The sequence below is a fragment of the Pedobacter frigoris genome (assembly GCF_005116445.1).
GTDB lineage: Bacteria > Bacteroidota > Bacteroidia > Sphingobacteriales > Sphingobacteriaceae > Pedobacter > Pedobacter frigoris.
Window position 1 is genome coordinate 1 of sequence record NZ_SWBQ01000003.1, and the last position, 24,929, is coordinate 24,929.

30 protein-coding genes are annotated in these 24,929 nt (G+C 35.7%); 6 read left to right on the top strand and 24 right to left on the bottom strand.

The window, feature by feature from the left end; translation table 11 throughout:
- The 4 genes from FA047_RS10655 to FA047_RS10670 all read right to left on the bottom strand — a co-directional run.
- Nucleotides 1-698, bottom strand: a 698-nt coding sequence (locus FA047_RS10655; protein ID WP_136836063.1) for an RteC domain-containing protein, incomplete at its 3' end; no start/stop codon positions are given.
- 383 nt (nt 699-1,081) lie between these two features.
- Nucleotides 1,082-2,008, bottom strand: a complete 927-nt coding sequence (locus FA047_RS10660; protein WP_136836064.1) for an imine reductase family protein — start codon at nt 2,006-2,008, stop codon at nt 1,082-1,084.
- Nucleotides 1,998-2,867: an NAD(P)-dependent oxidoreductase gene (locus FA047_RS10665; RefSeq protein ID WP_136836065.1), complete on the bottom strand. Its 870-nt coding sequence runs from the start codon at nt 2,865-2,867 to the stop codon at nt 1,998-2,000. The genes FA047_RS10660 and FA047_RS10665 overlap by 11 nt, the downstream gene beginning before the upstream one ends.
- A gap of 4 nt (nt 2,868-2,871) precedes the next feature.
- Nucleotides 2,872-3,387, bottom strand: coding sequence for a DUF2306 domain-containing protein (locus FA047_RS10670; RefSeq protein ID WP_205943291.1), 516 nt, complete (start codon nt 3,385-3,387; stop codon nt 2,872-2,874).
- A gap of 261 nt (nt 3,388-3,648) precedes the next feature.
- On the opposite strand from FA047_RS10670, the gene FA047_RS10675 reads away from it, so the two are divergent.
- A complete protein-coding gene (locus FA047_RS10675) occupies nt 3,649-4,014 on the top strand; it encodes a winged helix-turn-helix transcriptional regulator (protein WP_136836067.1) in 366 nt (121 codons plus the stop codon).
- 83 nt (nt 4,015-4,097) lie between these two features.
- Here the strand turns inward: FA047_RS10675 and FA047_RS10680 are convergent, their stop codons facing one another.
- The 12 genes from FA047_RS10680 to FA047_RS10735 form a co-directional block, all read right to left on the bottom strand.
- A complete protein-coding gene (locus FA047_RS10680) occupies nt 4,098-4,691 on the bottom strand; it encodes an alpha-ketoglutarate-dependent dioxygenase AlkB family protein (RefSeq protein ID WP_136836068.1) in 594 nt (197 codons plus the stop codon).
- Complete coding sequence (locus FA047_RS10685) at nt 4,678-4,923, bottom strand: Ada metal-binding domain-containing protein (protein ID WP_136836069.1); 246 nt, start codon at nt 4,921-4,923, stop codon at nt 4,678-4,680. The genes FA047_RS10680 and FA047_RS10685 overlap by 14 nt, the downstream gene beginning before the upstream one ends.
- A 2-nt stretch (nt 4,924-4,925) precedes the next feature.
- A complete protein-coding gene (locus tag FA047_RS10690) occupies nt 4,926-5,633 on the bottom strand; it encodes a 2OG-Fe(II) oxygenase (protein WP_136836070.1) in 708 nt (235 codons plus the stop codon).
- A complete protein-coding gene (locus FA047_RS10695; protein ID WP_136836071.1) occupies nt 5,630-6,382 on the bottom strand; it encodes an SDR family oxidoreductase in 753 nt (250 codons plus the stop codon). The genes FA047_RS10690 and FA047_RS10695 overlap by 4 nt, the downstream gene beginning before the upstream one ends.
- A 66-nt stretch (nt 6,383-6,448) precedes the next feature.
- Entirely contained in the window at nt 6,449-7,300 is an 852-nt protein-coding gene (locus FA047_RS10700) for a bifunctional helix-turn-helix domain-containing protein/methylated-DNA--[protein]-cysteine S-methyltransferase (protein WP_136836072.1), read from the bottom strand.
- Nucleotides 7,301-7,559: 259 nt separating this feature from the next.
- Nucleotides 7,560-7,982 carry a VOC family protein gene (locus tag FA047_RS10705; protein ID WP_136836073.1) on the bottom strand — a complete coding sequence of 141 codons (423 nt, stop codon included), beginning with the start codon at nt 7,980-7,982 and terminating at the stop codon, nt 7,560-7,562.
- A gap of 18 nt (nt 7,983-8,000) precedes the next feature.
- On the bottom strand, nt 8,001-8,780 hold the full coding sequence (locus tag FA047_RS10710) for a helix-turn-helix domain-containing protein (RefSeq protein ID WP_136836074.1): 780 nt from the start codon (nt 8,778-8,780) through the stop codon (nt 8,001-8,003).
- Nucleotides 8,781-8,934: 154 nt separating this feature from the next.
- Entirely contained in the window at nt 8,935-9,444 is a 510-nt protein-coding gene (locus FA047_RS10715; RefSeq protein WP_136836075.1) for an HPP family protein, read from the bottom strand.
- Nucleotide 9,445: 1 nt separating this feature from the next.
- Complete coding sequence (locus FA047_RS10720) at nt 9,446-9,982, bottom strand: TetR/AcrR family transcriptional regulator (protein ID WP_136836076.1); 537 nt, start codon at nt 9,980-9,982, stop codon at nt 9,446-9,448.
- A 153-nt stretch (nt 9,983-10,135) separates the two neighbouring features.
- A complete protein-coding gene (gene budA, locus FA047_RS20660; RefSeq protein ID WP_205943292.1) occupies nt 10,136-11,719 on the bottom strand; it encodes an acetolactate decarboxylase in 1,584 nt (527 codons plus the stop codon).
- An 11-nt stretch (nt 11,720-11,730) separates the two neighbouring features.
- The gene (locus FA047_RS10730) at nt 11,731-12,738 is read right to left on the bottom strand and encodes a zinc-dependent alcohol dehydrogenase family protein (protein WP_136836077.1); all 1,008 of its coding nucleotides are present in this window, start codon (nt 12,736-12,738) and stop codon (nt 11,731-11,733) included.
- Between the two features lie 159 nt (nt 12,739-12,897).
- Nucleotides 12,898-13,872, bottom strand: a complete 975-nt coding sequence (locus tag FA047_RS10735; protein ID WP_205943293.1) for an NmrA/HSCARG family protein — start codon at nt 13,870-13,872, stop codon at nt 12,898-12,900.
- A 113-nt stretch (nt 13,873-13,985) separates the two neighbouring features.
- Here FA047_RS10735 and FA047_RS10740 point away from each other — a divergent pair, with 113 nt between their 5' ends.
- Entirely contained in the window at nt 13,986-14,369 is a 384-nt protein-coding gene (locus tag FA047_RS10740; RefSeq protein WP_136836078.1) for a winged helix-turn-helix transcriptional regulator, read from the top strand.
- A 34-nt stretch (nt 14,370-14,403) separates the two neighbouring features.
- Here FA047_RS10740 and FA047_RS10745 read toward each other — a convergent pair whose 3' ends face one another.
- The 8 genes from FA047_RS10745 to mobA form a co-directional block, all read right to left on the bottom strand.
- Nucleotides 14,404-14,853, bottom strand: a complete 450-nt coding sequence (locus FA047_RS10745) for a DUF1569 domain-containing protein (protein ID WP_136836079.1) — start codon at nt 14,851-14,853, stop codon at nt 14,404-14,406.
- Nucleotides 14,854-14,925: 72 nt separating this feature from the next.
- Entirely contained in the window at nt 14,926-15,540 is a 615-nt protein-coding gene (locus tag FA047_RS10750) for a Crp/Fnr family transcriptional regulator (RefSeq protein WP_136836080.1), read from the bottom strand.
- A gap of 4 nt (nt 15,541-15,544) precedes the next feature.
- Nucleotides 15,545-16,474 carry an AraC family transcriptional regulator gene (locus FA047_RS10755; protein WP_136836081.1) on the bottom strand — a complete coding sequence of 310 codons (930 nt, stop codon included), beginning with the start codon at nt 16,472-16,474 and terminating at the stop codon, nt 15,545-15,547.
- Between the two features lie 243 nt (nt 16,475-16,717).
- Nucleotides 16,718-18,718 carry a conjugal transfer protein MobC gene (mobC, locus tag FA047_RS10760; protein WP_136836082.1) on the bottom strand — a complete coding sequence of 667 codons (2,001 nt, stop codon included), beginning with the start codon at nt 18,716-18,718 and terminating at the stop codon, nt 16,718-16,720.
- Nucleotides 18,719-18,835: 117 nt separating this feature from the next.
- The gene (locus FA047_RS10765) at nt 18,836-19,798 is read right to left on the bottom strand and encodes a nuclear transport factor 2 family protein (RefSeq protein WP_136836083.1); all 963 of its coding nucleotides are present in this window, start codon (nt 19,796-19,798) and stop codon (nt 18,836-18,838) included.
- A 54-nt stretch (nt 19,799-19,852) separates the two neighbouring features.
- Nucleotides 19,853-20,431: a TetR/AcrR family transcriptional regulator gene (locus tag FA047_RS10770; protein ID WP_136836084.1), complete on the bottom strand. Its 579-nt coding sequence runs from the start codon at nt 20,429-20,431 to the stop codon at nt 19,853-19,855.
- An 82-nt stretch (nt 20,432-20,513) separates the two neighbouring features.
- Nucleotides 20,514-21,806, bottom strand: a complete 1,293-nt coding sequence (gene mobB / locus FA047_RS10775; RefSeq protein ID WP_136836085.1) for a conjugal transfer protein MobB — start codon at nt 21,804-21,806, stop codon at nt 20,514-20,516.
- An 8-nt stretch (nt 21,807-21,814) separates the two neighbouring features.
- Entirely contained in the window at nt 21,815-22,246 is a 432-nt protein-coding gene (mobA, locus tag FA047_RS10780) for a conjugal transfer protein MobA (RefSeq protein WP_136836086.1), read from the bottom strand.
- A 185-nt stretch (nt 22,247-22,431) separates the two neighbouring features.
- Here mobA and FA047_RS10785 point away from each other — a divergent pair, with 185 nt between their 5' ends.
- From FA047_RS10785 to FA047_RS10800, 4 genes are all read left to right on the top strand, one after another.
- Complete coding sequence (locus tag FA047_RS10785) at nt 22,432-22,713, top strand: hypothetical protein (protein ID WP_136836087.1); 282 nt, start codon at nt 22,432-22,434, stop codon at nt 22,711-22,713.
- A gap of 254 nt (nt 22,714-22,967) precedes the next feature.
- Complete coding sequence (locus tag FA047_RS10790; protein ID WP_136836088.1) at nt 22,968-23,735, top strand: ParA family protein; 768 nt, start codon at nt 22,968-22,970, stop codon at nt 23,733-23,735.
- Between the two features lie 4 nt (nt 23,736-23,739).
- The gene (locus FA047_RS10795) at nt 23,740-24,180 is read left to right on the top strand and encodes a DUF3408 domain-containing protein (RefSeq protein WP_136836089.1); all 441 of its coding nucleotides are present in this window, start codon (nt 23,740-23,742) and stop codon (nt 24,178-24,180) included.
- A gap of 11 nt (nt 24,181-24,191) precedes the next feature.
- Entirely contained in the window at nt 24,192-24,827 is a 636-nt protein-coding gene (locus FA047_RS10800; protein WP_136836090.1) for a conjugal transfer protein TraD, read from the top strand.
- Nucleotides 24,828-24,929: the final 102 nt, after the last annotated feature.

Genomic DNA, 24,929 nt, shown 5'->3' on the forward strand with positions numbered 1-24,929 from the left:
TTAAAGGCAAGTTCAAGGGCTTTAGCAATAACTTTAATGTCCGCATTTCCATTATCAAAAACACCTTGTGAATGTAATGCATAAACCAGTTCTGTTAATGCAGTCTTGCTTCCCGTCCAATTAAGAGCAGAGTTATCAGATGCCTTTTTTTGATTGTTATTATTTAGTTTGTCTTCGATATAAACTTGTATCAGGTCGTTGGCTATAATTTTTGCGACCTTGTAATCGTGGGAAGTGGAAAAGCGATGATCTGCCTCAAAATAAAAGGTGTCTAAGCTTAGCTTAATATCGAACTTGCCCCGTACAAAGAGCTTCTCGTCAATAAAAGAGTTATTGGTTCGGTAGTATTTATAAAATTCAAGATTGTTGTCAAAATATCTTTTGAGTTTTCTCAATTCATTGTTAAGGTACTTCTTAATAGGTTTTGCACCGTAAGGTTTTTTAGTTTCGATTTTATAAATGGCATTATAGTAAATCAGCTTTGAAACGATAACAGGTTTTTGATATTTGAAAAAAAGAATTTCCTCCTCAATATTCTTAAAATCTCTTTTCAAGAGAAACTCCTTTAATTCTGAAAGACTTTGAACGATTAGTCTTATAACTGTTTCTATCCGTTGTATCGGACAGTTAGTTTCAATTTCTAATTCGTGGATTGCAGTTTCCAATCTATTTAGTATTTCATTATAAAATTCATCCATTTATTACATTGTTCTTGATGTCTTTTAGACTGCTATATAGAATATTCATCACTTACAATTTTTGCGTAAACCTGTGTTTGCTGGATGGAAGAATGGTCGAGTAATTATAAATATCAAATAAAACATTTAGAACAATCTTTTGCTCGGAAAATTGAAATCTTTGCCTTAGTTGATGATTATCTTTATTCATTATAATGATTGAAATAGTTGAGAAATTTTATCATTTTCGCCATTTCCAACAATTTTTACATCAAAATATTCTTTAAGTAATCTTTATAAACAAAGACTATTTCTATAGCTATAACATTTTTCCATCATTATACCATATTTTAAAATCTCTTAAATTCGTGTTGCACCCATATCCAAAATTCGTAGTCTTTCGTTTAATATAAGTCTTCCTTTAAATAATTGGTCGAACTTTGACTATCAATTAATGCTTTTCTTTCTTTTTTTAATGACTCATAAATTATAGAAAAACTTTTTTTCTCATTACCCATTTCAACTTGCTTTTGCAGGTAATTGTTTAGTGGTTTATGAAGATTTGTCGGAATATTGTGAAGTAAATTGGAATGTATCAGATGTTCGACTGCTACTTGGTTTATGTCAATGTTCGAGTCGCCATTGTTATAGCTTTTATGTTCAATTTCGTTTGCGAGATGAGGCATAAATTGGACAATACTGGTTAACCACGGAACCAATAATTTTATAAAATCAGTGGGTTTTACGTTTATGATTTCAGCGATTAAAGTTGCGTTGAAAAATCCAGCTAAGGCACCATATGAGGCACTTAATAAAGCTGTATCGTACATTTCGGCATAATCGGGCGATGTACCTAAATAGTGTGTATTGCCTAAAAGTGACAGTTCGGATTTGTTTTCTTTAAAACTTTGACTATTTCCACTAAAAATTAAATTGGCTTCGTCAGTACCCAATGTTTCGGGAATCGCCAACATTGCTCCGTCTAAATAATTTCCATTTTTGTCTGTAATCCATTTTGAAAGTTCATTGGCGGCAGTAGGCGAACCGCTTGTTAAATTCACAATATGAGCCTTGTTAAAATTGTCAATTTCTTTAAATATTTCATAAATATTTTTATAATTACTTAGCGTGATTATAATTAATTCGTTTCCTTTTATTATATTTTCGATGCCCGTTTCTACCGTCGCACCTTTATCACTCAATTTATCGGTTTTAGTGCTGGTTCTGTTCCAAACACTAATTTTATAATTCTTGTCAAGTAAAATTGTGCCAATCAATTGACCCATTTTTCCTAATCCGATTAAGCCGATATTTTTTAAATTATTTTTCATAATTTCCTTTTATAGTTTCAACTGTGCTTGCTATACCGTTATCTCCAAAGCCTATTTTTTGTGCTTTTGACAGCATATTGATGATAAATGAAGGGAAATCGGTGGCAAGATTGCTTTCCTTACTTACTGTTTGTACGTGCTCCATTGCAGATAAATGAATATCAATGTTTCCATCATCATTATTGTATTTTCCGTTTTTAATTTCGATGGAATGTTGTTTAAATAAAGTGGTTATGAATTTTGTATGCTTCGTTGCAAGAACAGCAAATTTTTCCAAATCCTGATTTTCGGTTTGTAGCAATGCCGAAGCGTGGTAAAAGCCTATGAGGCTTCCCCAAGCAAGTGTAAATAACGCAGTATCATAAATCGGGGTCAAACCAAAATCGGCACCCAAATAATTGGCGATACCTAAAACCTCCAAAGATGGTTTTGCTTTTAAAAAATCATTTTTGTCTCCGCTGAATAGAAAAAGGCAATCTTTATGCCCGACAAGTTTTACTCCACTCATTGCCGACGAATCTAAATAAGGTATTTTTTTATTATTCGCCATTTCTCCAAATTTTCTTGCCTGTTTTACTGTACCGGAACTTACATTTACTAATATTTTTGACTTCCAATCAATTTTCTTTGAATCAAGAATCTCTAAAAGATTTTCATAGGTACCCAAAGCAGATATGATGATATCTCCTGCGAGAATTAAATCTTCTACTGTTTTTGCCAGTTTTGCTCCAGAATCAACCAGTAATTTCGTTTTAGACTGCGTTCTGTTCCAAATAGTAGTATGAAAACCCGCTTTTATGTAGGCATTGGCGATGGAACTACCCATTACACCAGTACCGATTATACTTATATTTTTCATTTGTTTATTTTGATTTTAGATTATTAATGTTGTTTTTACTACTTCTGATAATTTCGTATAGGTAAAGTGGTACAGACCATCCCATCCAAAATAGAGAAGGAACTATATCTTCATAACTTCCCAAATTTTGAACGAAAGGAATTTTATAGGTCAATCCTGAAACCACAAAAGCCATTGTCACGATGTAGCTCCTCGTCATCCATTCTTCGTGCAATTTGAATTTCTTTTTTACGGCAAAATAATAGGCGAAAAAAGTAGAACTTATCCAAACACTTACCCAGATTTGCAGAGAAAATGCGTAAGGTAAATTCACTTTATAAGAAGTCGTAAATGCCAAAATTACCGCACAAAAGCTACTTACAAGAACTGCTAACAGATAAAGAAACCCGATTATTCTATGTAGTTTCCAATTATAGCTTCTTAGTTTTTTCCAAAATTGTATAATACCCAAAATCAATGAACCACCACCAGCGGTAATATGTACAATCAAAATCCATTTATAATTGTAGTATTTTCCCATTGCCTCGGGTGTTAGTTTGAGAAAATGGTTTGCACCGTGCATAAAAGTCCACGTCACGAAGAAGACTAAAAGCCAAATAAAAATGGGCTTTATGTCTTTTGTGCTAATTCTAAAAATTTTGCTTCCTTGCATTATTGAAATTAATTTTCAACAAAGGTCTTTCTTGTACAATGCGTACGCAATAACCGAAAAAAGATTCGGTATAGATTTACTTCATTGGCTACTTTTAATTAGTTATTTTTGTTATAAAGAATTACGATTATGTACAATAAAAAAATGGATGAAGAGCTAGATTGTGGAATTCGCGTGGCTTTTAAAATGTTTGGTGGAAAATGGAAACTATGTATTATAGATGCTATCAATAGAGGTATTGCTCGCCCTAATGAAATTCATAAAAGTATTGTAAACTCAACTCTAAGAGTTATAGAAATGCAATTAGCTGAGCTTTTATTTTTTGGAGTCATAGATAAATGCACTGATGAAGATATTTATCCTAAAAAAACGGAATATCGGCTAACATCACTTGGCAAATCTATTTTACCTATTTTAAATGAAATTGATAAATGGGGTACAGTTCATTCGGAATTTGTGATTGAGCGACAAAGTGAGTTGCTAGAATCTGAATAGAACTTAGAGTTTAATTCAAATGAATTTTCATTTAGATTAAATACATACTTATCCACCTATTGCTCAATTCTTCAACTACAATTTCAGGGTAAATCTTGTGTTTGTTGAATAGAAGCTTTTTTAGTTGGTGGAAGCCTGTGTAACCAATGTGTCTGCGTGGTGTCTTTCATTACCAATAAACTGCCGTGTTCTAAAATAAATTCTACTTTTTCGTTGCTCTGTTTATGCTTAAATAAAAACTTGCGTTCCGCTCCAACAGTAAAAGAGCCGATTGCTCCGTTTTTTTTCAAATCAGTTTCTCCATCGCTGTGCCACGCCATTCCTTCGTCTCCGTTATGGTACAAATTGAGCAAACAGGAATTAAACGTTTCGCCTGTTTCTTTTTCAATGATATTTTTGAGTTCCAATAATTCTGTTGTCCAAAGCAACGCATATTTTGTTGTTTTGGAATAAGTGTATTCAAAAGGCTTTTCGCCATACCAAGCTACTTTGCGTTTAGTAATAATCTTCTTACCGAAAATAATCGCCTCGTCATTTTGCCATTCAATATTTTCTAATAGCCTGTTCAGATAAAAATCTGCTTGTTCTTCCGTTAAAAGTTTTCCATAATAATTGACTGTTCCGTCTTGTGGCAACCAATTTTTTGTTTTGTCTATGGCTTGGTTAAATAAATCCATTCTTCCATTTTTTATATTCTACTTTCATACAATGTCCGCAAGGACGAAAACCGTTTACAACAGCTTCTTTTTCTGATGAGAAAAAAACACGGTTTTCCCGTTTCATTTTCTTACCCGATTTACAAGACAAAGTGCCGTAAATTTTCAGTTTTAGGTTTCCTCCAAAACGGATTTTATGGTGTTTGATTTTACTCCATAAATCGTCATCTGACATTTCGCTATGCCTTATCATTGTTAACTTAAAGCATCGTGAAAAATAATGCCCAAAGTGTAACGTTCTCCGCTTTTAACTTCGCTAACACCGTGTTTCATATTTACCCGATAATAACCTTTCGTTCCTCTTTCGGGTTTGAAGTTGGTTGTAAAAATCAGCATATCGCCTTTCTTTGGTTGCAATACAATCGCTTTGGATTGTGCCCTTGGAATTTGCTGTGTCAATACAAATTCTCCGCCTGTAAAATCTTTGTCGGGTTCGTTCAAAAACAAAACGGTTTGAATAGGAAAATAAACATCTCCGTATAAATCCTGATGCAATGTGTTGAAACCGCCTTTGCCATATTTCAAAATCAAAACAGTTGCTTTTTGCTGATTGTTGGCGTGGCATTGTTGCAATAATTCTGCGTGTTCCAAAGGAAATTGTTTGTCAATATTCAACGCTTTAAACCACATATTGGCAATAGGTGCAAGTTTCGGATAGATGTTTGTCCTTATTTGTTGAATAATGTCGGGCAATGGATAATTGAAATATTTGTATTCGCCCAAACCAAAACGGTAGCGTTCCATTACTACCGTTTTTCTGTAAGCCGTTGGGTTGTTATATTCTGCTTTCAATGCTTCACATTGTTGGTCTGACAACAAATTGGGAAGAATGGCAAAACCGTTTTGGTGCATTTCATTTGCAACAATTTCCCAATCTGTTTCTTGTAACTTTTGTTTTATCATCTGATAACTGAAATTCCTGCGTCCACCGTTAATTCCGTTCCGTGTACGTATGATGCTTCCTGCGAAGCAAGAAATAATACCGCATTGGCAATTTCGGAAGGCTCGCCAAATCTTTTGAATGGTATGGTTGGGATAATGCTTTGTACTGCTCCTTCAATTTGTTCAGAATTCAAACCTGTATTGTTAAAAATATTAGTTTTGATATGTCCGGGACTAACACCATTTACACGAATACCTTTTTCGGTAAGCTCCGAAGCAAAAGTTTTAATGAATGATTGAACTGCTGATTTTGCTGACGAATAAACAGAAAAATTTTGCATACCCATTCCTGTAACTACCGATGTATTGAGTATGATTGCACTTCCTGATTTCATCAATGGCAATATTTGCTGAACCGTAAAAAAAGTACCTTTTACCAATGTGTTAAACAACTCATCAAAATGCGTTTCATCAACATATTCAATGGGTGCAAATTTTCCGTAACCTGCATTGGCAAACAGTAAATCAATATTGTCTGTGTATTGTTTTACTTGTTCTTGCAAAAGCAAAATGTCTTTCATATTGCCTGCGTTTGAAACAATTCCGAAAGCATTTGTTCCTAATTTTTCTACGGCTTTATTTACTGTTTCGTCACTTCTTCCTGTGATGATTGCTTTACCGCCTTCGTTAATGAATTGTTGGGCTGTTGCAAAACCCATTCCATTTGTTCCGCCTGTAATGAGTGCGAATTTGTCTTTAAATCTTTGCATTGTTTTTTGTTTTAAATTCTGATACAAAGATTGCAATGTATGCTGTGTCAGAAAACCCGAAACTTGCTACATTTCCAAAATATCGATTTTGGCACTTTCCCAACCGATGATAGCAGTTTTTCTTGTGTTGCCCCACATATAACCGCCAATGTTACCCGATGATTGGATGACACGGTGACAAGGAATAAGAAACGCAACAGGATTGCTTCCGATAGCCGTGCCAACGGCTCTGGAAGCATTTGGCTTTCCTATTTGCTCGGCAATGTTGCCATAAGTGGAAAGGTTTCCAATAGGGATTTTCAAAAGCGTTTCCCAAACTTTCAGTTGAAAATCTGTTCCTTTTAAATGCAATTTAACTTCAGGTAATTTGTTCCAATCATTCTGAAAAATAAATAGTGAATTTTGTTGTATTAAATCAACTTTTCGCTGAAAAGTTGCATTGGGGAATTTCGCTTTCAAATCGTTTAATGCGATGGCTTCATCATCATTAAAAGCCATATAGCAAACCCCTTTGGGTGTAGAAGCTACAATCAGATTTCCAAACGGACTTATTGCAAAACTGTAATTGATGGAAAGATTGTTGCCTCCGTTTTTGTATTCGGCTGGTGTCATTCCTTCAATGTTGATAAAAAGGTCGTGTAGTCGTCCTGTTCCTGAAAGTCCTGTTTCAAAAGCGGTGTCAAAAAGCGTAGCTTGGTTGTCTGTTAATAATTTTTTGGCGTGTTCAATGCTTGTGTATTGTAAAAACTTTTTAGGTGTTGTTCCTGCCCATTCGCTAAACAAACGCTGAAAATGAAACGGACTTAAATGTACCTGCTCGGCAACTTCGTCAAGATTGGGTTGCTCTTTGAAGTTGTTTTTTATGTATTCAATCGCTTCGGCAACTCGGTTGTAATTTATATGTTGTTGTTCGTTCATTGTTTCTAAATTTTACATCGCAAATTTCAGAACTATATTGCAGTCATAAAATCCGAAACTTGCTATATTTTATGATGGATTTATCTTTAATTGATATACTTATCCACTGCTTTATCTAATTCTTTGCTTACAATTTTTGCATAGACCTGCGTTTGTTGGATGGATGAGTAGTCGAGAAATTATAAATATATAACAAAGCATTTTCGGACTGTTGTTTTGGAACAGCCGTGTGTTCTGTGAATTGAACTGTTTTCTTAATTTAATCTTCTGGAATAAAATCCGGATTGTAAACAATTTCCCAAAGATGTCCGTCAGGGTCTTGAAAATAACCGCCATAACCGCCCCAAAAAGTTTCTGCGGCAGGTTTAATAATTTTCGCTCCTGCCTTTTCTGCAAGTTTCATTACTACATTTACTTCTTCTTTACTGGCAACATTATGTCCGATAGTAAATTCTAATGTAGAGGGATTTTGTAAAGGAATACTCGTGTCATTCGCCATACTTTTTCTAGGCCAAAGTGCTAATTTTAATCCACTTTGTAAATTAAAAAATGCGACAGCGCCATATTCAAATTCCTTTCCGATTATTCCTTCCGTTGATAATCCAAGTCCGTCCCGATAAAACTCGACCGACTTTTCCAAGTCTGCCACGCCTAATGTCAATACTGAAATTCTTGGTTTCATAATTTTTTTTTTACAAAGTTATTCAGTTGGTCTCTCTCTCTTTTGTAACAAAACGACATTTTTATAATATTCTATTGGCGTATTGCCAGTTATTCTAAAAAATTCTTTAGTAAAATGTGCATTGTCATAATAATTTAAATTGTAATATATATCTGATAAAACGTTGAAAGTATTTGCTGTTATAAGTTCTTTAGCTTTTTGTGCTTTCATAATAGAATAATAACATTTTAGCGATATTCCAGCATATTTTAAAAAATGTCTTTGCATTGTTCTTTCTGTAACAAAATTTTCATTCGCAATTTTTGATATCTCTAATGGATTGCAAAAATTTAAATTATGAATAATATTTTGGATGTAATGAGACTTGTTTTTTAATTTCTGATGAAAAAAAATAGTTAGATTTTTGATGCAATCAATGGCAATCAATTTTTTGAAATCAGGTACAAATATTTTGGGTTCAAGCTGAATAGTTGCATCTTGAAAATTGCTTAGTTCCTCAAAATTAAAAAAAGCGTGTAATCCAAAAGGTTTGAAACGAATTCCTATCAAATTATGGCATTTTGAATATTCTGAATATTTTATTTTGGTCATAGGACCAGCTAATATCACTTGTTCGTTTTCCACTTTAAAATCTTCTGAAATAATATTGAATTTGTCGCCAAGATTGACAATGATATCAACACATCCATCTGGAATGATTTTCTTTAATTTTATATTTTCAGCAAGATGATTACTAAACCAAAAGCAATCAATATATTGTGAAAGTTTAACATCAGGAGTAAATTCTTTGTAACTCATTGAGAACTGTGTTTGAATAAATGTTCAATCAATTATAAATATCCAACAAAGCATTCTCGGGATGCTTTGTTGGAACAGCCGTTTGTTCTGTGAGTTGAACTGTTTGCTGTATTTATTTCTAGTTTTCGGATAGCATCGTTTTAAGAAGACCTTTTTACCACCAATATTTAGGATATTTTCTAAATCGACTAATATTATTAAATAGCAGAGCGATAATAGTAATGATGACTGAACCAGAAAGCACAGGGTTTATTAAATAGTCCCAATGACAAGCACCTAATATGACGACCAAAGGGTCTGCTCCAGCAGGAGGATGTGTTGTTTTAGTGAGCTGCATTACTGCAATAGCCAATCCAACACCTAAAGCAAGTGTGTACCACTCATTACCAAATAAAAAAAAACAGGAAAGTCCAATGAAAGTAGATATTAAATGCCCGCCGATGATATTCCTAGGTTGCGCCAATGGACTATCCGGTACACCAAATGCCAGCACGCAGGTAGCACCAAATGGCGCCATAATAAAAGGCATCTGTAGATTTTTGGTAAGTAAAGCAACTGCTGTAATGGCAATGAAACCGCCGAGAGCTGAATAGGCCGAAAATTTAATGGTAGCAGACTTAGGACTTGTATCGGCAGTTTTGAATTTTGTAATATAATTTTTCATCTTACTGAAACGTATTTTTAGATAGTAGTTTAATGGTTTTATCGATATAATCCTGGTTTTGATACAACTGACTTTCTGTAAGGCAAGCTTCAAAGAGCATATATATCATAAATGCCTGTTCTTTATTATTTACGAGATGCTGAAAGAATGTTTGCAGTTCCGATTTATGTCGGTGAATAACCTCATAAATCTTTGTATCATTCCGGGGAATTTCTGACAACATATTCAGGAATGCACACCCCCTGTAATTTTCTTTGATGTTCATTTCTTTGATATATTCAAAAACGGCGGTAACCTTCTTTTTAGATGTAGTTTGTTTTTCGACAACTGTGGTTAAACCTTCAAACCAAAATTTATGACGATGTTCGAGATAGACTACACCTAAATCATCTTTGGTTTTGTAGTGGTCGTAGAAACTTGCCTTAGCTACTTTAGCATATTCAATGATGGCATTGATACCTGTTGCATTATATCCGTTTTGATGAAAGAGCTGAGTGGCAGCTTTTAAAACTCTTTCTTTGGGTGATAAATTTTCCATAGAGCAAAGCTACGAAAACAAACAGACAAGTCTGTCTGTTTTAAAATATTATTCTTTATTTGCAAAAAAAAAGCAATGTGCAACCGGACTTAATTTATATACTTGTCCACCGCTTTATCCAATTCGTCGCTTACAATTTTGGCATAGTTTTTTTTACTTGCCTTGTTCCACCCGCTTCAGATCTTCATTATGTTTTTTATTAAAATGAAAGTTCTGAAAATCTGCATCCGTAGGAACTTCTAATTCAAAACTTTTTAATTCTGCAATTTCTATTTTTAGATTTTTTCCTTTAAAGTCAAGAATATGACCGCCTTGGCTTTTATCTTTTGATAGAAAATGAAAATGGAAGCCGCTTGCATTGATACCGTTGAGGTATTCCGGGAGATGAAAGCCCACAAAAGTTCCTGTGGTGCTTTGATGTTCAAAGAATTGCTGTCTGTCCAAAATGGTAGAAAGCACTGGGAAAGGCTTCTCTTTCACAGGTGGAAATGCCCTTGTTTTTACATAATCGAATGTACCCGTAATCCTGATGGCGTACTTCCCATTTTTATTGGTAAGCTTACTTTTTACAATTTTCAATAAAGCTTTTTGGTCTGTATCGCCATCAATGTAAAACAGGGTATCTGCTTTGAAAAAAGTCACAGAAGCAAATGATGTTTTATGGTCGTCTTCTATTACAACTGTTTCACCGGTAGCTTTTGTTTGATATGCTTTTCCGCTAAGCATCGTTAATTCTCCGTCCAGCATATCAGGTGCACCAATACCGAAATCGCCTTTTAATTTCAAATCTTTAATAGGTAATGTTCCTTTGTACACACCGCCGATAAAAGCGTCAATAATGCCATAGTTGTATAAAACGTTCGTTTTGCTGTGTGTCATTGCAAACAGTTGTTGCTTTGAATTAATCACCACTTTGTTCTGAAACATTTGTGGTATCCATATCTTATCCGAAGTATCGTCGTAAAAAAAATCCGCAGCACTCTCTTCCATAAACTGAAAATCTGCTTGCTGCTTTTGTAAGTCATAAGTCCATATTTTACCGAAACCCTTTACTGGAAATGTTACCCAATCTGATATCAATAAATTATTGTCATCGGTAAATTCGATACCATCAAAAAAACCATTGGCGATATTGGGCAATTCTTTAAAATTTTCGTTTTTAGATTTTAAGTAAATACTCCCATCTCCGTAGCTTTTTCCATTGGTGCAAACTACTAACTGTTCTGTATTTGGATTATAGGTAATTCCATTTGCAGTAGGTAAATTTCCGATGATTTCAAAGTTTTTTGTTGTCGTATTTACTTTGTAAATATTACCAGATACGGTTTCTGTAACAGCAATAAAATCTTTTTCCAGACGGCAAATATCGTTCAATACTTTTGCTTCAGGAATATTGATTTCCAAAACAGTTTTCCGGGTGTTCAAATCAAAACCTATAATCCTGTCTAAATCTGCCACGTACAAAACATTTTCAGCAACCGTCATTCCTTTGGGTGCATTGAGTACGCCGTTTTGGGGAAGAAATTTTTGATGAATAATTTTGCCCTCTTTTGATATTTCGCTGATAAAACCATCGCCGTCTTTAGTAAATACGTCCTGTCCCTGATTGGAAACAAAAAATCGTTTACCGTCTGACGTTACGCTTTCGGGCATCGAAAAACCATTGATAGTTTGCTGTGAAAATACCGCACAGCTTATAGACATCATAAGGGATGCGAATATGCTTTTAAGCTTCATTTTATGGTGTTTTAAAATTTGATAATAATTTTCCCGAAAGCCTTACCTGATTTGAGTTTTAGGAAGGCCTCCTGGGTTTGTTCAATTGAATAGACACTGTCTACTACAGGTTTTATATTGTTCTTTTCAATAGCATTGACGAGTTCTTTCAGTTCCTGTGCATTGCCAACAGAATAGCCTTGCAGGCGGATATAATTCATAATCAGCGGAAGCACATTAATGGAAAGATTTGTACCGGACATCATCCCGATAAGACCTATATAGCCGTGCTCTTTTACAGAAAGTATGCTTTGGTTAATGGTTTCATTACCGGCTACATCAAGCGTTACATCTACGCCAACGCCATTGTTCAGTCGTTTTACTTCGCTGCTCCATTCAGGGAAATCTTTATAATTGATAACCTCATCGGCTCCTAGTTCTTTCAATTTTTGTTCTTTTTCTTTACTGCCGGTAGTAGCTATTATTTTCAGTCCAAACGCTTTGGCAATCTGTAAAGCAAATAGCGAAACACCACCGCTTCCCTGTACAAGGATAGTTTGCCCGGCTTTAATGTTGGCTTGTGACACTAAACTTGCCCAGGCGGTAAGTCCGGCAACAGGTAAAGCTGCGGCTTCTTCATCGGTAAGATTTTTTGGAGTGCGGACTAAAGTATTTTCAGGTTGAACCGTATATTCCGCCAGGGTTCCGGAAGTCTGCATTCCGGTTCTCAGTTCGTTATGATAAGGTGTTGTTTGTCCGGCTTCCCATCGGATAATGAAAGGGATGATGACACGGTCGCCCTTTTTCCATTGGGTTACATTTTTACCAACATTTTCAACAATGCCTACGCCTTCGGAAACAGGAATGAAAGGCAAGGGAATATTGAAACCTGCGATATTTTCTGTAAGTAAAAGGTCGAGATATTGTAGAGAAGTGGCAGTTGTTTTTACTAAGACTTCATTATCACTGATAGTTGGTGTAGGAACTTCTTTCAGTTTAAGATATTCGATGCCGTAATTTTCTAATTGTATTGCTTTCATAAATAAAAATTTTATGAAACAAAATTAGAAAGAGATATCTCTGAAAAATTATGCTAATCAAACAAATGATTATGAAATGCAACCGAACAATATCATTTGTAAAATAGGGCATACTTAACCCTCTTCTTTATTGGATCCTACAGTAATCTTGTGAACGGGTCAGTACGAAAGCTTTTCTCCTTTCCAGCCAGTAGTATATAGAAACTGTTCCCAGGTGAGTGTATTGGGATTTATCTGTTTGCTCCACATCAAATCACGGTCTTTTCTAAAATACCCATATTCAACGACATACTCTGCCATCCCTAAAACTTCACGTATTAAAGTTTCATTTGAACCAAATTCGGGGAAATGATTAATCAATTCCTCCTGTGAAAATGCAGAACTGTAAACAGCTTTTTTGCCTGTTACTTCAATAAACTTATTCACCATTTCCTGCGGTGAGATAATGTCCCCGATTACTGGCAAAGACTTGCAAGCATATTTGCTTGGATTTGAAAAAATTTCCAAAACGGCGGGACCTGTGGCAGTAAGAGGGTCAACAAATGGTGCGCGAAAATCCTTTGGCAAATAAATTGGAAACACAAGAGTATCACCTTTCATAACAGGTGTATAAAATTCTATCAAATTGGTATAAAAGAACGACATATAAATAAATGAACTTGTAACAGGAAGCCTCCGAATGTATTCTTCAATTTTGGCCTTGTCTGTAAAATGAGGGGCAAACTTTCTTCCCCCGGTAATTTTATTCACATTTTCCAAGCTGCTGAATACAATATGTTGTACTTCTGCTTCAACGGCTGCATCTGCAAGTTGTTTGCCTAATTCCAGTTCGTGGGTTGCAGGTGGTGCAATATTGGGTGTCATCATAAAAACCCCATCTGAACCACGGAAAGCCTTTACAAAGGCTTCTTTATACCCGAGGTCAAGTGGTAAATCTACAAGTTCAAGCCCTTGCTCTGCCAAATTAATTGCTTCTGGTGAATTAATACGACGCGTAATGCCTCGTACTCGGTAATGTCCACTCTCCAACAAGGTACGTGCGACACTAAGACCTTGTTTACCCAAAACTCCAACAATAGTGATCAGCGGTTTATCCTGTTTCATGCTTTTATTCTCTTTTAAATTTAATACCATTCCTTTTCTACTTAGTAAATTAATAAACTATAATAATTATAGTTGCAAAACTAATTTTAGTAGACTACTTTTGCAATAACTATCAAAATGGATAGGTTCAAAAAACTTGCAATATGAAAACAGAATGTCTTGGTGATTTTGTAAAATTGAATGGAAAAACGTATCCCTGTACGGTAAGCCTAACAATGGATTTGATAGGTGGAAAATGGAAAACTGTAATCCTGTACCATTTAAAGGACGAACGCAAAAGATATAGCGAACTTCGTAAAGAAATGCCGTCTGTTACTGAAATGACTTTGAGTTTACAACTGAAACAATTAGAAAAAGACGGTTTGCTATCAAGAAAAGTATATGGTAAAAAACCACCTGTAAAGGTCATTTATAGTTTAACTGATTTCGGTAAAAGTTTTGTACCTGTTCTGGAAGCTATTACAAAATGGGGTAATGAGGTTGTTAGTGAAAAAGGAGAATTTATTTCTGCAGAACAGAACCTATAATATGGTTTAAACTGTAAAGCTTTTTAAAAATTTATCAAACCCCAAACTGCCTTAAATGATGGTCAAAATGTTTCCATTGCAGGACAGACCATTGTTGAGGTGTAAGTTTTCCGAAAAATGAATGTGGGTGTCTGGAACATTTACTTGCCCCATTTTCATAAAAGATGTTTATAAGTTCGATTGCCCTGCTTTTTTCCTTTTCAAAATTAGGATTATCTCGTATGATATAGTTTGGGTCTGTAGGAGCATTTTTTGGCAAGGGCTTTTTGGATAAATGCCCTATTTTCACAATACCTCCTATTATTCTTCCTAAAAATGCTCTTTTAGGAAAATTTATTCCCAATGGTGTCTCCAAAGAAATGTTTAAGTGAGCCAGCATTTGACTGACGTTCATTTTTCCCCACTGCCTTTGTGCGTTTGGAGTTAATTTCTCGATACGCTTTAAAATCTCTTTAACGTCTTCTTGGTTATATAAACTATTCATTTCTGCACTATTTTGTTATTTGGCAAAAATGAATGTTCTATTTTGGTTCGTCCTGACACATTTGTGCCAAAATCATTTTACTCGCGATAATTTCTTCCTAATCCTTGTCAATGTCTGACGTTCAACCCCAAGATAACTACAAAGCTGGGAAACATTTATTCTGTTAAATAGTTGAGGGTATTGGTTTACAAAATCAAAATATCGTTGTTCGGCATTTTGAAACAAAAGACTTTCTAATCGTTCTTGTTGAACTTTAAGTTTAGCTTCTACAATCAATCTCCCGTATTTTTCAAACTTAGGTATTTGCAAATAAGCGGTGTGAAGATGTTCCATTGGGAAATTAACTACAATTGAAGGTTCTAAACATTGGAATGTAAGGGGGCTTGGTTTTTTGTCCATAAACGAGGCATAATGAAATGTATATTCGTTTTCGGGAATGAAATAGATATTTTTTTCATTTGCAAAATCATCTGTATGAAAAGCACGAATAAGCCCTTTTACCAAATACCCGCCTTGTTTTTGAATTTGTCCAGAAGTGATGTAAATATCATTTTTAGCAAGATAAGTAACAGTTAGTTTTTCGCTGAATTTTGCAAGTTCTTCTTCTGTTAATTCGGAGCAAACCTGCTTTATGTGCTTTAAGTAGATTTGGATTTCTTCTGTATCTTGGTTTAATTCCTTACTCATTATCTTAAACGGTTTCCTTTGCTATTTGGATATTATTTGCTCCGATTTCTTTCCTGAATTGCAAAGGTGTACTATCCGTCTGCTTCTTGAAGAAAATAATAAAATTTGATGAATGTTCAAAACCTAAACTGTAGGCTATTTCTGCCATATCCCAATTGCTGAATTGTAATAATGCCTTGGCTTCTTTTAAAATTCTATCGGCTATTATTTCGGTAGTTGTTTTGCCTGTACTTTCTTTTAAAGCCCTGTTTAGTGTATTTGTGTGTACATTGATTTGAGCAGCAAATTCATTGGCGTTTTTAAAAGCAATAACCTGGTCAGGTGCATCTATCGGAAACTGTCTTTCTAATAATTCTAAAAATAAACCGGTAATACGCTCCGAAGCATTTACAGGTTTGTAAAAAGCTTCCGCAGGCTGGATTTTCATTGCTTCGTGCATTATAATCTGAATGTAGCTTCTTAGCAATTCATATTTATTTACATAGCCAGATTGCATTTCCTTTATCATATTCCTGAATACACTTGCAAGTAAATCAATACTTTCCTCATCGGGGAAAAAGATATGGTTACCTCCGGCTTTGAACAAAGGTGATTGTGAAAGACTTTCAGTTTTAAGATTTTGATTAATGAACTCTTCGGTAAATAAACAAAAATAGCCGGTTTGCTCTTCTTCACTCGCTTCCCAAGAAAAAGGAACCATCGGGTTCATAAAAAGCAAAGCGTTACCATCAATATTCATTGCTTTGTCTGCCACACCAATAACACCGCTGCCTTTTAATATGAGTGATATTTTGTAAAAATCCCTTCTATTCGGCAACATTGAAGTCGCACTACAAGCAAAGCCGCCTCTTTCAAATACATTAAACTGCCCGGCTTTTGAAAAATCCTGTCCGTGCATAATATAAAAGTCCTGTAATGTTTCCCTTGTTTTCATTTTGTAAAATTATGAAATTCAAACAAACGAACATACTACTATCTGTTAATATACTTGTCCACCGCATTATCTAATTCCTCGCTTACAATTTTTGCACACACCTGTGTTTGCTGAATAGAAGAATGGTCGAGGAATTTGCTCACGTATTCAATCCGCATTCCTTAATAGATAATGCACTATTCCGAAATGTTATTTAAACATACAACATTATCCAATTCTTCACTTTATAGCTATCATTTATAATTATCCCTGTTGCACCAAATGCTGTAAATCCGGGTCATTTTTAATCCGTTCTAATTCTGCCCCAATAATCTGTACAATATCTTGTTTAATTTTTCGGTAATTGGCTTCAATTTCCTGTTTCATTTTATCCTCTCCTTGTTCATTTACAAAAGATAAAATTTGTGGTAGCTTCTGATATACTTTAGTTTCTTCGGCAACCTTTTCATTATCCACCACAATTTCTGCGTGGAATATTTTCTGCTCAATACGTTCATCAAAATTATCCGATACAGAACCGACAAACATACCTTGGGTAAGTGTAGAAATTTTGGATGCAGGTATCAAGCTGTCTAATTGCGTAGAAATGGAAGTTGAAGTATCATTTCTGTTGATGGATATACTTTGGCGTTTCTGCAATACTTTCCCAAAACGTTCCGAAAGGCTTTTTGCCGTTTCGCCAACTACTTGACCACTGAAAATATTACCTACCGTATTTTGAATAACCTTACTTTCCTTGTCGCCGTAATCTCTGGTTAATTGCGAAAAATCCTGAAAGCCCAAACAAACTGCGACTTTATTACTTCTTGCAGTTGCAATTAAATTATCCAGCCCTCTGAAATAAATCGTAGGCAGCTCATCTATAATTACAGAACTCTTTAATTGCCCTTTCTTGTTGATAAGCTTTACAATCCTCGAATTGTACAAACCCAAAGCTGCGGAATAAATATTTTGACGGTCGGGATTGTTACCAACGCACAAAATTTTCGGTTCTTTAGGATTATTGATATTTAAAGAAAAATCATCGCCAGTCATTACCCAATACAACTGCGGAGAAATCATTCTTGACAAAGGGATTTTAGCCGAAGCAATTTGCCCCTGCAATTGGTCTTGCGCTCCACCTTGCCACGCATCCATAAAAGGCGACAAATAGTTTTCCAAATCAGGATAAGAAGTTAAAATCGTGAAAACATCTGAATACTTTTTGTTCAGCAACTCAATAGCGTGTGGAAATGTACAATACTTTCCATCTTCATAGATTTTCAAATACCAAATAATTGCTGCCAACAAAATAATCGGACTTTCCACAAAGAAATCGCCCTGTTTCTGTATCCAACTACGGTTCAGGTTCAGCATTATGGTATAAGCAGCTTCGTAAGCATCAGAAATATCCGTCATAAAATCAGGATTTAATGGATTGCAACGATGGCTCTTGCGTGGGTCGTCGAAATTGATCACATAAAATTTAGGCTGTACTTTGTATTTATCCTGATGCTTCAATAAATGATTATAAGCAATAGTAGAAAGGTCGTCAAACTTAAAATCGTAAATGTACATTGCAAAGCCTTTCTCAATCTGTTGCTTTATATAGTTGTTTACGATTGCATAGCTCTTTCCCGAACCAGGCGTGCCCAGCACAATTGATGCCCTGAAAACATTGACTACGTTAATCCAGCCATTGTTCCATTTTCCTTTGTAATAAAACTTTGTGGGCAGGTTAACGGAATACTCGTTTTCCATCAGCTTGGTTTCCTGCTGAAAACTTTCGTTCTCGTTGTTGAAAACGTCATCCATCAGATTGGTACGAAGCAAACGGCTCATCCAAACTCCGGCTACCATCAAAGCGATATATCCTAAACCTGTGGTAAGAATGTAAAGAAATGTAGCGGTAATTAGTGATAATTTTAATAAAGGCGTATTCAGAAAAAATAAAACAAAGCCAATTGCCAAAACCAAATAAATTTTAGACCAGGTTATTTTTTCATTCTTCACGCCTTTTGTTCCCAAACAACTCAATGCCAATAACACCAAAGCAAAAACTTTGGTGTATAAGGTATGCGAGAACAAACCCGCAGTTCGGTCGAAATTGCCTAAAATCTTATTGATAACTTCCAACGTCCAACCACGTTCCATAAAGAACCCGTAGCAAAACCAATAAAGGTGTATCAGTACTAAAAGGATACTTACAGCCCGCATAAAAGCCACTATTTTGGCAAGCCCTCTTAAATCGTCTTCTCCCTGCATTATTTTTAGTTTTAATGTTCGGGCGTGAATTTAAAGGCTGTGAAGATTGGTGTAAGAATGTGGCAGTCAATGACGTTGAGTGGCGGTGTTTGTCAGCATATGTTGGTACCTTTTTGCTTATTTCATTTCTTCATTTAACCTATAACTGTCTTCCATAAAATGATATTTTATGATTTTGCCGTTTCGAACTTTGAAAATGTTTACAAATTGGGCATTAAATACCTTATCATATTTTAATATTACCGATGATAATTGTCCCACTGCCACAGCATCTTCTCCATTAATAGAAATAAATTCTACATCAAATTTTTCGGATTTTATATTTTGATAAAGGACTTTAAAATAGTCTTCGACCTCTTTCTTTGTATGTCGTTTTCCCACCCACGGAAATTTTTCCTCATTCCCGGCTAAATCAAAATCAACCTTATCAGCAAACAGTTCTGCCAAACCGCCCTCTTTCTTTCCGGATTGTATTTCGTAAAATTCCTCTACAACGGTTCTTGTATCCCGTTCAATCAAATTAACATCTTTTTCTTTATGGTCTTGATTTAACCTTGCCATCCTTACCACATCTTCAGAAGTGACATCGGGGTCAACATAGATATGTACACGTTTGATTAGGTCCCCTTCAAACTCAAAAACATTACAGAATTTACCAAACGTAGTAACATTGTCCGGCCATGGCTTACCGTCAATGGTTATGCCTTTTTCAGTACCCTCAACGACAACAGTATTGTTTGAAACTATGTAGTTGAAATTTTCTATATCATGTGTAAGTCCTTGGAGGAAACCAGACATTGCTACACCAAATTGTTTAATGCCCTCTTTACCTTTGCTAAACCCAAACTTTGGAAAATACAGTTCGACATCTTCCGTGAACAGGTTGTAGTAACCGCCGTCAAATTCGCCAGCATCTACTTTTCTAAAATACAGCTCCGCATTGGCTCTTTGTTTATTTTGAATTTCATTTATCATTACCATTGTCGTTTCTTTATTGTCATTACCAATTTGTTTTTGTTGTGCAAAAGCATTGCCTACCGATAGGAAAGCTAATGATGCAATTAGGATTGTTCGTTTCATATATTTATTTTTAATTATTTTAAACCAATCGTTCCAAAATGAGATAAATTTTTTTTATCTCTTTATTTGTTCCATTAAAAAATCAACCATCTCTAGAACTTCCTTTTTGTTCTTGCTCAAAATATAATGGCTCCAATAGCTACTAAAAGATGAAAGGATATATCGGGCAATAACGGCAGGGTTACTTTTACTCTTAATATCTCCCTCTGTTTGGGCTTGTGCTACAAGATTTCGCAGAATTGACTGTAAAGTACGACCTCTTATCAAAAGTAGATTTTTCACGTCCTCGTCCGCAGGTGCTACTTCAAAAATAGTCTTCACAATTAAACAAGCCTTATTGTCTGTTAATGTCTGATTGACAACATCACGGATAACGTATTCCAACGCATCGATACCTTTATCTTTAACCGTTGAGGCTTTCAAATATTGGTTTTCTTTTAGAGAAGCATAATTTGACAGACACTTTAAAAATAAATCGTGTTTGTTGCCATAAGTGTCGTAAATGCTACTTCTGTTCAATTTCATTGAAGCCACAATATTGTGCATAGAAGTAGCATTATATCCTCTTTCCCAAAAAAGGTTACGAACCACCTCTAACTTTTCGGTATAATCAAATTCTTTATTTCTTGGCATAATGCAAATATACAATTTAAACCAATCGTTCCAAATTAATTTATGTAGTTTCCGTTTAATTATAAGAGTGATTAATTGATTTCTATTTTTGACCTCTCTGGACTTTTCTTTTCTTCTTCATTTTACTGGCAAAATCCTGTTCCTCGTAATCTTCGCCCTGTGCTTCGGGAAGCAAACCGCCCAATGCTTCTATCAAACCATCTTCGTGTTTTTCGGTATTTAAAAAGTCGAATAAATAATGAGGTTTTTCCATAGGTAAATCTTCCGTATCGTTTAACTGTGGCACTTTTGCTTGTGATTGAAGAACTGGCTCTTTAATTTCCGGTTTAATATTGTTGTTCCAATAGTCATTAAAAGTATTGGCAGAAAGTTCTTTGCTTAACCGTGAACCATTCCAAACACTTTTAGAATTATGGTCAATAAAAGTTATTCCGTAAATTCGCCCTGCATCATTTCTACGAACCACCACATTTATGCCTTGTTCAGTTAACTGTTTCTTAAAACTCAATTCATCAGTTGTAGATTGCAACGCAATGGCAACGGCTGATTGCAAAGTTTTTTGGCTTGGATGGTTTTTCAAAGCTGTTTTGCTCTTCTCAAAATGCAATTCCAAAGCCGGAAGTCCTGCGCTTTTCCCAAACAAGGAAGCCTTGAACGGATGTCCTGCTCTTTCTCCTTTTTCATTTAAAGGAATGTACAACAAACCTTGTCGCAGCTGCCCCTGTAATTCGCCTTCTACTTTTTCGGTTGTAATATTGAATAAGGAAAGCAAGGCGTTATATTCTCCCAAAGTTTGATATTGGTAATAGTTCGGTAAATGACGAATAACCGAAGCTATCTGACTTTTCACATCGCCAGCTTTGTAATTTACGGGACTAAAAATCTTGTCATTTTTCCGATGCTCCTTATCTGTTGCAGGTATCAATCCGTGTTTTCTTTCGAGTTCTCGGCACACATTCATAGAACGCATTTTCTCGAATTTATCCGAAATCTTTTTGCCCTCTTCATCCACACAAACCGATACGATATGAATATGGCTACGGTCAATATCGGTATGTTTGAAAACTACAAAAGGCTGTTCGCCGTAACCCATTTCACGCATATATTCTTCTGCCATTTCCCTGAACTTGTCATTGCTTACCTCATCTTTCGGGTCGGGATTGAGCGAAATATGCAAAGTATGTTTCTCGGTATTACGATTAGCAATTAGATAAGGCGCAAAAGATTGGGCTAATTGAGCAACTGAATAATGACCATTAGCCGTTTCAATCATCTTATTAGCGAACAAAATCTGTCCATTTTCATTCTCCACTTTCAGATGATTGTATGCTAATGCGCCGTATAAATTACCGCTTCTTCCGATTTTTGCTATCATTTCTAAAACTATTTTTTTAGATATTTCGCTTCAAATTCTTCACTTATCTGAATGATTTTTTGACACAAAACCGCCATTTCAGCCGTTTGTTTTTCCAATTTATACAAGAATGCTGCGGCTTTTTTCTCAGAAAAATTCTTGTACAACAGCTTCACAATTTGGTTATAATTGACACCCACAGAGCGAAATTGACTGTGAAACGAGGTTAATCGCATATAAAAATCAACTGTCCCTTTATCAATTTTGACCGATTTCATTTCCTTACCAAACAGCAGGGAAATGATAAACTTTGCTTTATTGGGCATTCCCGATACTTCAAAAAGCGATAAAAGTTTGGCATTTTCTTCATCTGTAAGACGGAAAACGTGGCGGTGGATACTTGGGTCGGTTTTTGCCTTTCGTCCGCCCTTATTTTGTTTTCTAATATTATTCTCATTCATCACAAATCCATCTTAATTCACACAAAACCTCGACTTCGGAGTGGTTTTTTCAGCTCCCAGCAGGGCAAGTTGTTTTGAGGCACTAACTCACTTTTGAGTGCCTCAAAACACAACTTGCCGTGTTCTGTTGAACACAAAAATCCGCCCTGCGGGACGGATTAAATGTAACAGGGAAAAACGGCTCGATGCCGTTGCTGTTACCCTCCATTTTGTCAAAAGACTTTTGCATAAATCCGTTAATAAAAATCATTGTACAAAGTAAAGCCCTGTTTACGAAAGCATTGTACAGTGCCGCAGTGCCAAACACTGCCTCTGACCGCCAAACACTGCCACAGGTATACAATCTAATGCAATTGATTGGTTCTTTGTATTTGAAAGATGGAAGGAACTCAGTCAGGGATGATAGATTGACAGCATTCAAGAATGCAAACAATCCTGACGGTAGAATTGCAAGGATGAAAGAATGATAGCGTGACGGCTTGCAATCAATCAAGGTCGCTTTCCTGAATGCAGGATTATAGGAACGCAAGAATGATGGCTATCCTGCCTGATAGCATTTAGGAATGAGTACCATCCTGCTATATCGCAGACAAGCAGGAAATCACGAGTTCAGTCAAGAAAGCCTGTTGGTTATCCTTCAAGGAAGCCTGAACGATAGCAGGAATGCCTGACTGATTGTACGCAGGACTGCAAATAAGTAGAAACTTTAAATTTTTAAAATATGGACACAAAAAAGAAACCTCTGTTTATTGCCTTTTCTTCTCAAAAAGGCGGTGTAGGCAAAAGTACATTTACAGCACTTATTGCCAGTGCGATGCATTATCGATTAGGCTACAACGTAGCCGTATTTGATGCGGATTTTCCGCAGCATAGTTTGATGAAAATGAAGACAAGGGATTTGGCAATGGTAATGGAAAATGAAGCATTGAAAAAGCTGGCGTACAAACAATTTACCACCATCAACAAAAAAGCCTATCCGATTATGCAACACAAAGCGGATAGTGTATTGGAAGTAGCTCACGAATTTGTAAATACTTCTTCCGTTCCTGTGGATGTGGTATTTTTTGACTTGCCAGGAACTGTGAACACGCCCGGTATTCTGAAAGCGTTGGCAGGAATGCACCACATTTTTACGCCAATCACAGCAGACCGTGTGGTAATGGAAAGTACGCTCATCTTCACGCAGCTTTTACAGGATGTGATTATGAAAAAAGGGGAAACTTCCATACAAACCATTAATCTCTTTTGGAACCAAGTAGATGGCAGAGAAAGTACGTCTTTGTATGGCGTGTACAACCAACTTATCGAGCAACTGGGATTAAGTCTGATGCAAAGCCAAGTGAAGAACAGTACTCGTTTTCGCAAAGAAAGCGAAGTGGACAGCAAAACCGTATTTCGTTCTACCGTAATGCCACCTGATGAACGTTTGATGAAAGCTTGTCAGTTAGATTTGTTCATCAGCGAATTTTTAAAAATCATTCAATTATAGCTGTATGGAAAAAGATAATAAAAGAAAAGTCACACCGGAAATCAACGAAGAGTTGATGATGAACCTAATGGTTGACGGCATTAAAAAAGACGGCATACAGCTTCCCGTCGAAGAGCAGGAAAAGGAAATGGTAAAAGTCGAAGTAAAACAGGAAGAATTACAACAAAATAAACCTGTACAACGGGAACGGAACCGCCTAAAGAAAAGCCTTGACGGAAGTTATGGAGACCATTTTTTGAAAACCCATTCGATGACGAAACGTGGAGATAAAAGCATTTATATCCGGCAGGAATACCACGAACGGTTATGCCGAATTGTGCAAGTCATTGGTAAAGATGAGATACCGCTTTATGCCTACCTCGATAATATATTGCAGCATCATTTTGAAATGTTTGAAAAAGCAATCACAGATGATTTCAACGAAAAGTTTAAACCCATTTTTTAAAACATTTGATTATGGAAATAGTAATTGTGATATGCTTGCTGATTGTAATTTTCTTGCTCGTACAGGATAAAATCATCATCAAAAAAAGGTCGGAACAAAAACCGACACAAGGAAAAATTAATCCAAATCTTCCCGATATTATGGGTCAGCCTAAGCCAGTAAGAAGCCATTTAGTGCCAAATACTACCAATGAAAGCAAAATTGAAGAAGACGAAATAAATCCTGATAATTTAGACATAGAATACGACGAAAATGAAATTGTAGGTATTCAAATTCCGCAGGAAGAGCTGAACGAAGTTTTCAGAAATATGCCTGATTTGGATGAAGAGGAAGAAGAATGGAACAGGTACGGAATATCCGGTGGCGATGACAGTCTTGCCAAAGGGGTTACCTATGACGAACTAAGCTCCATAGGGGTTTTGCTCCAAAAAGAAAATTTGGAACAATCTCAAAAGGAAACAGCGGTAGCGATAGTTCAAAGATTGCAGGGTACTGAATTATTCAGCCTACTGGAAAATTCCATCGAGGGTGCTTCAAAAAAGATTGCCGAGCTTTTGGATAGCACTCTCTCATCTGAAACTGAGGATAGTTCTTCCACTTTGCGGAAAAGTGATTTGAGTGATTTTGACATTGGGGAGTTTGTGTGAGCAAGCTCCCTTTTTTAATCTTCTCAATCTTACGACACTAAGCACCTAATTTTATAAATCTCCCCTATATCCTTTGTTAATGTTATTAATAACATTAAATTC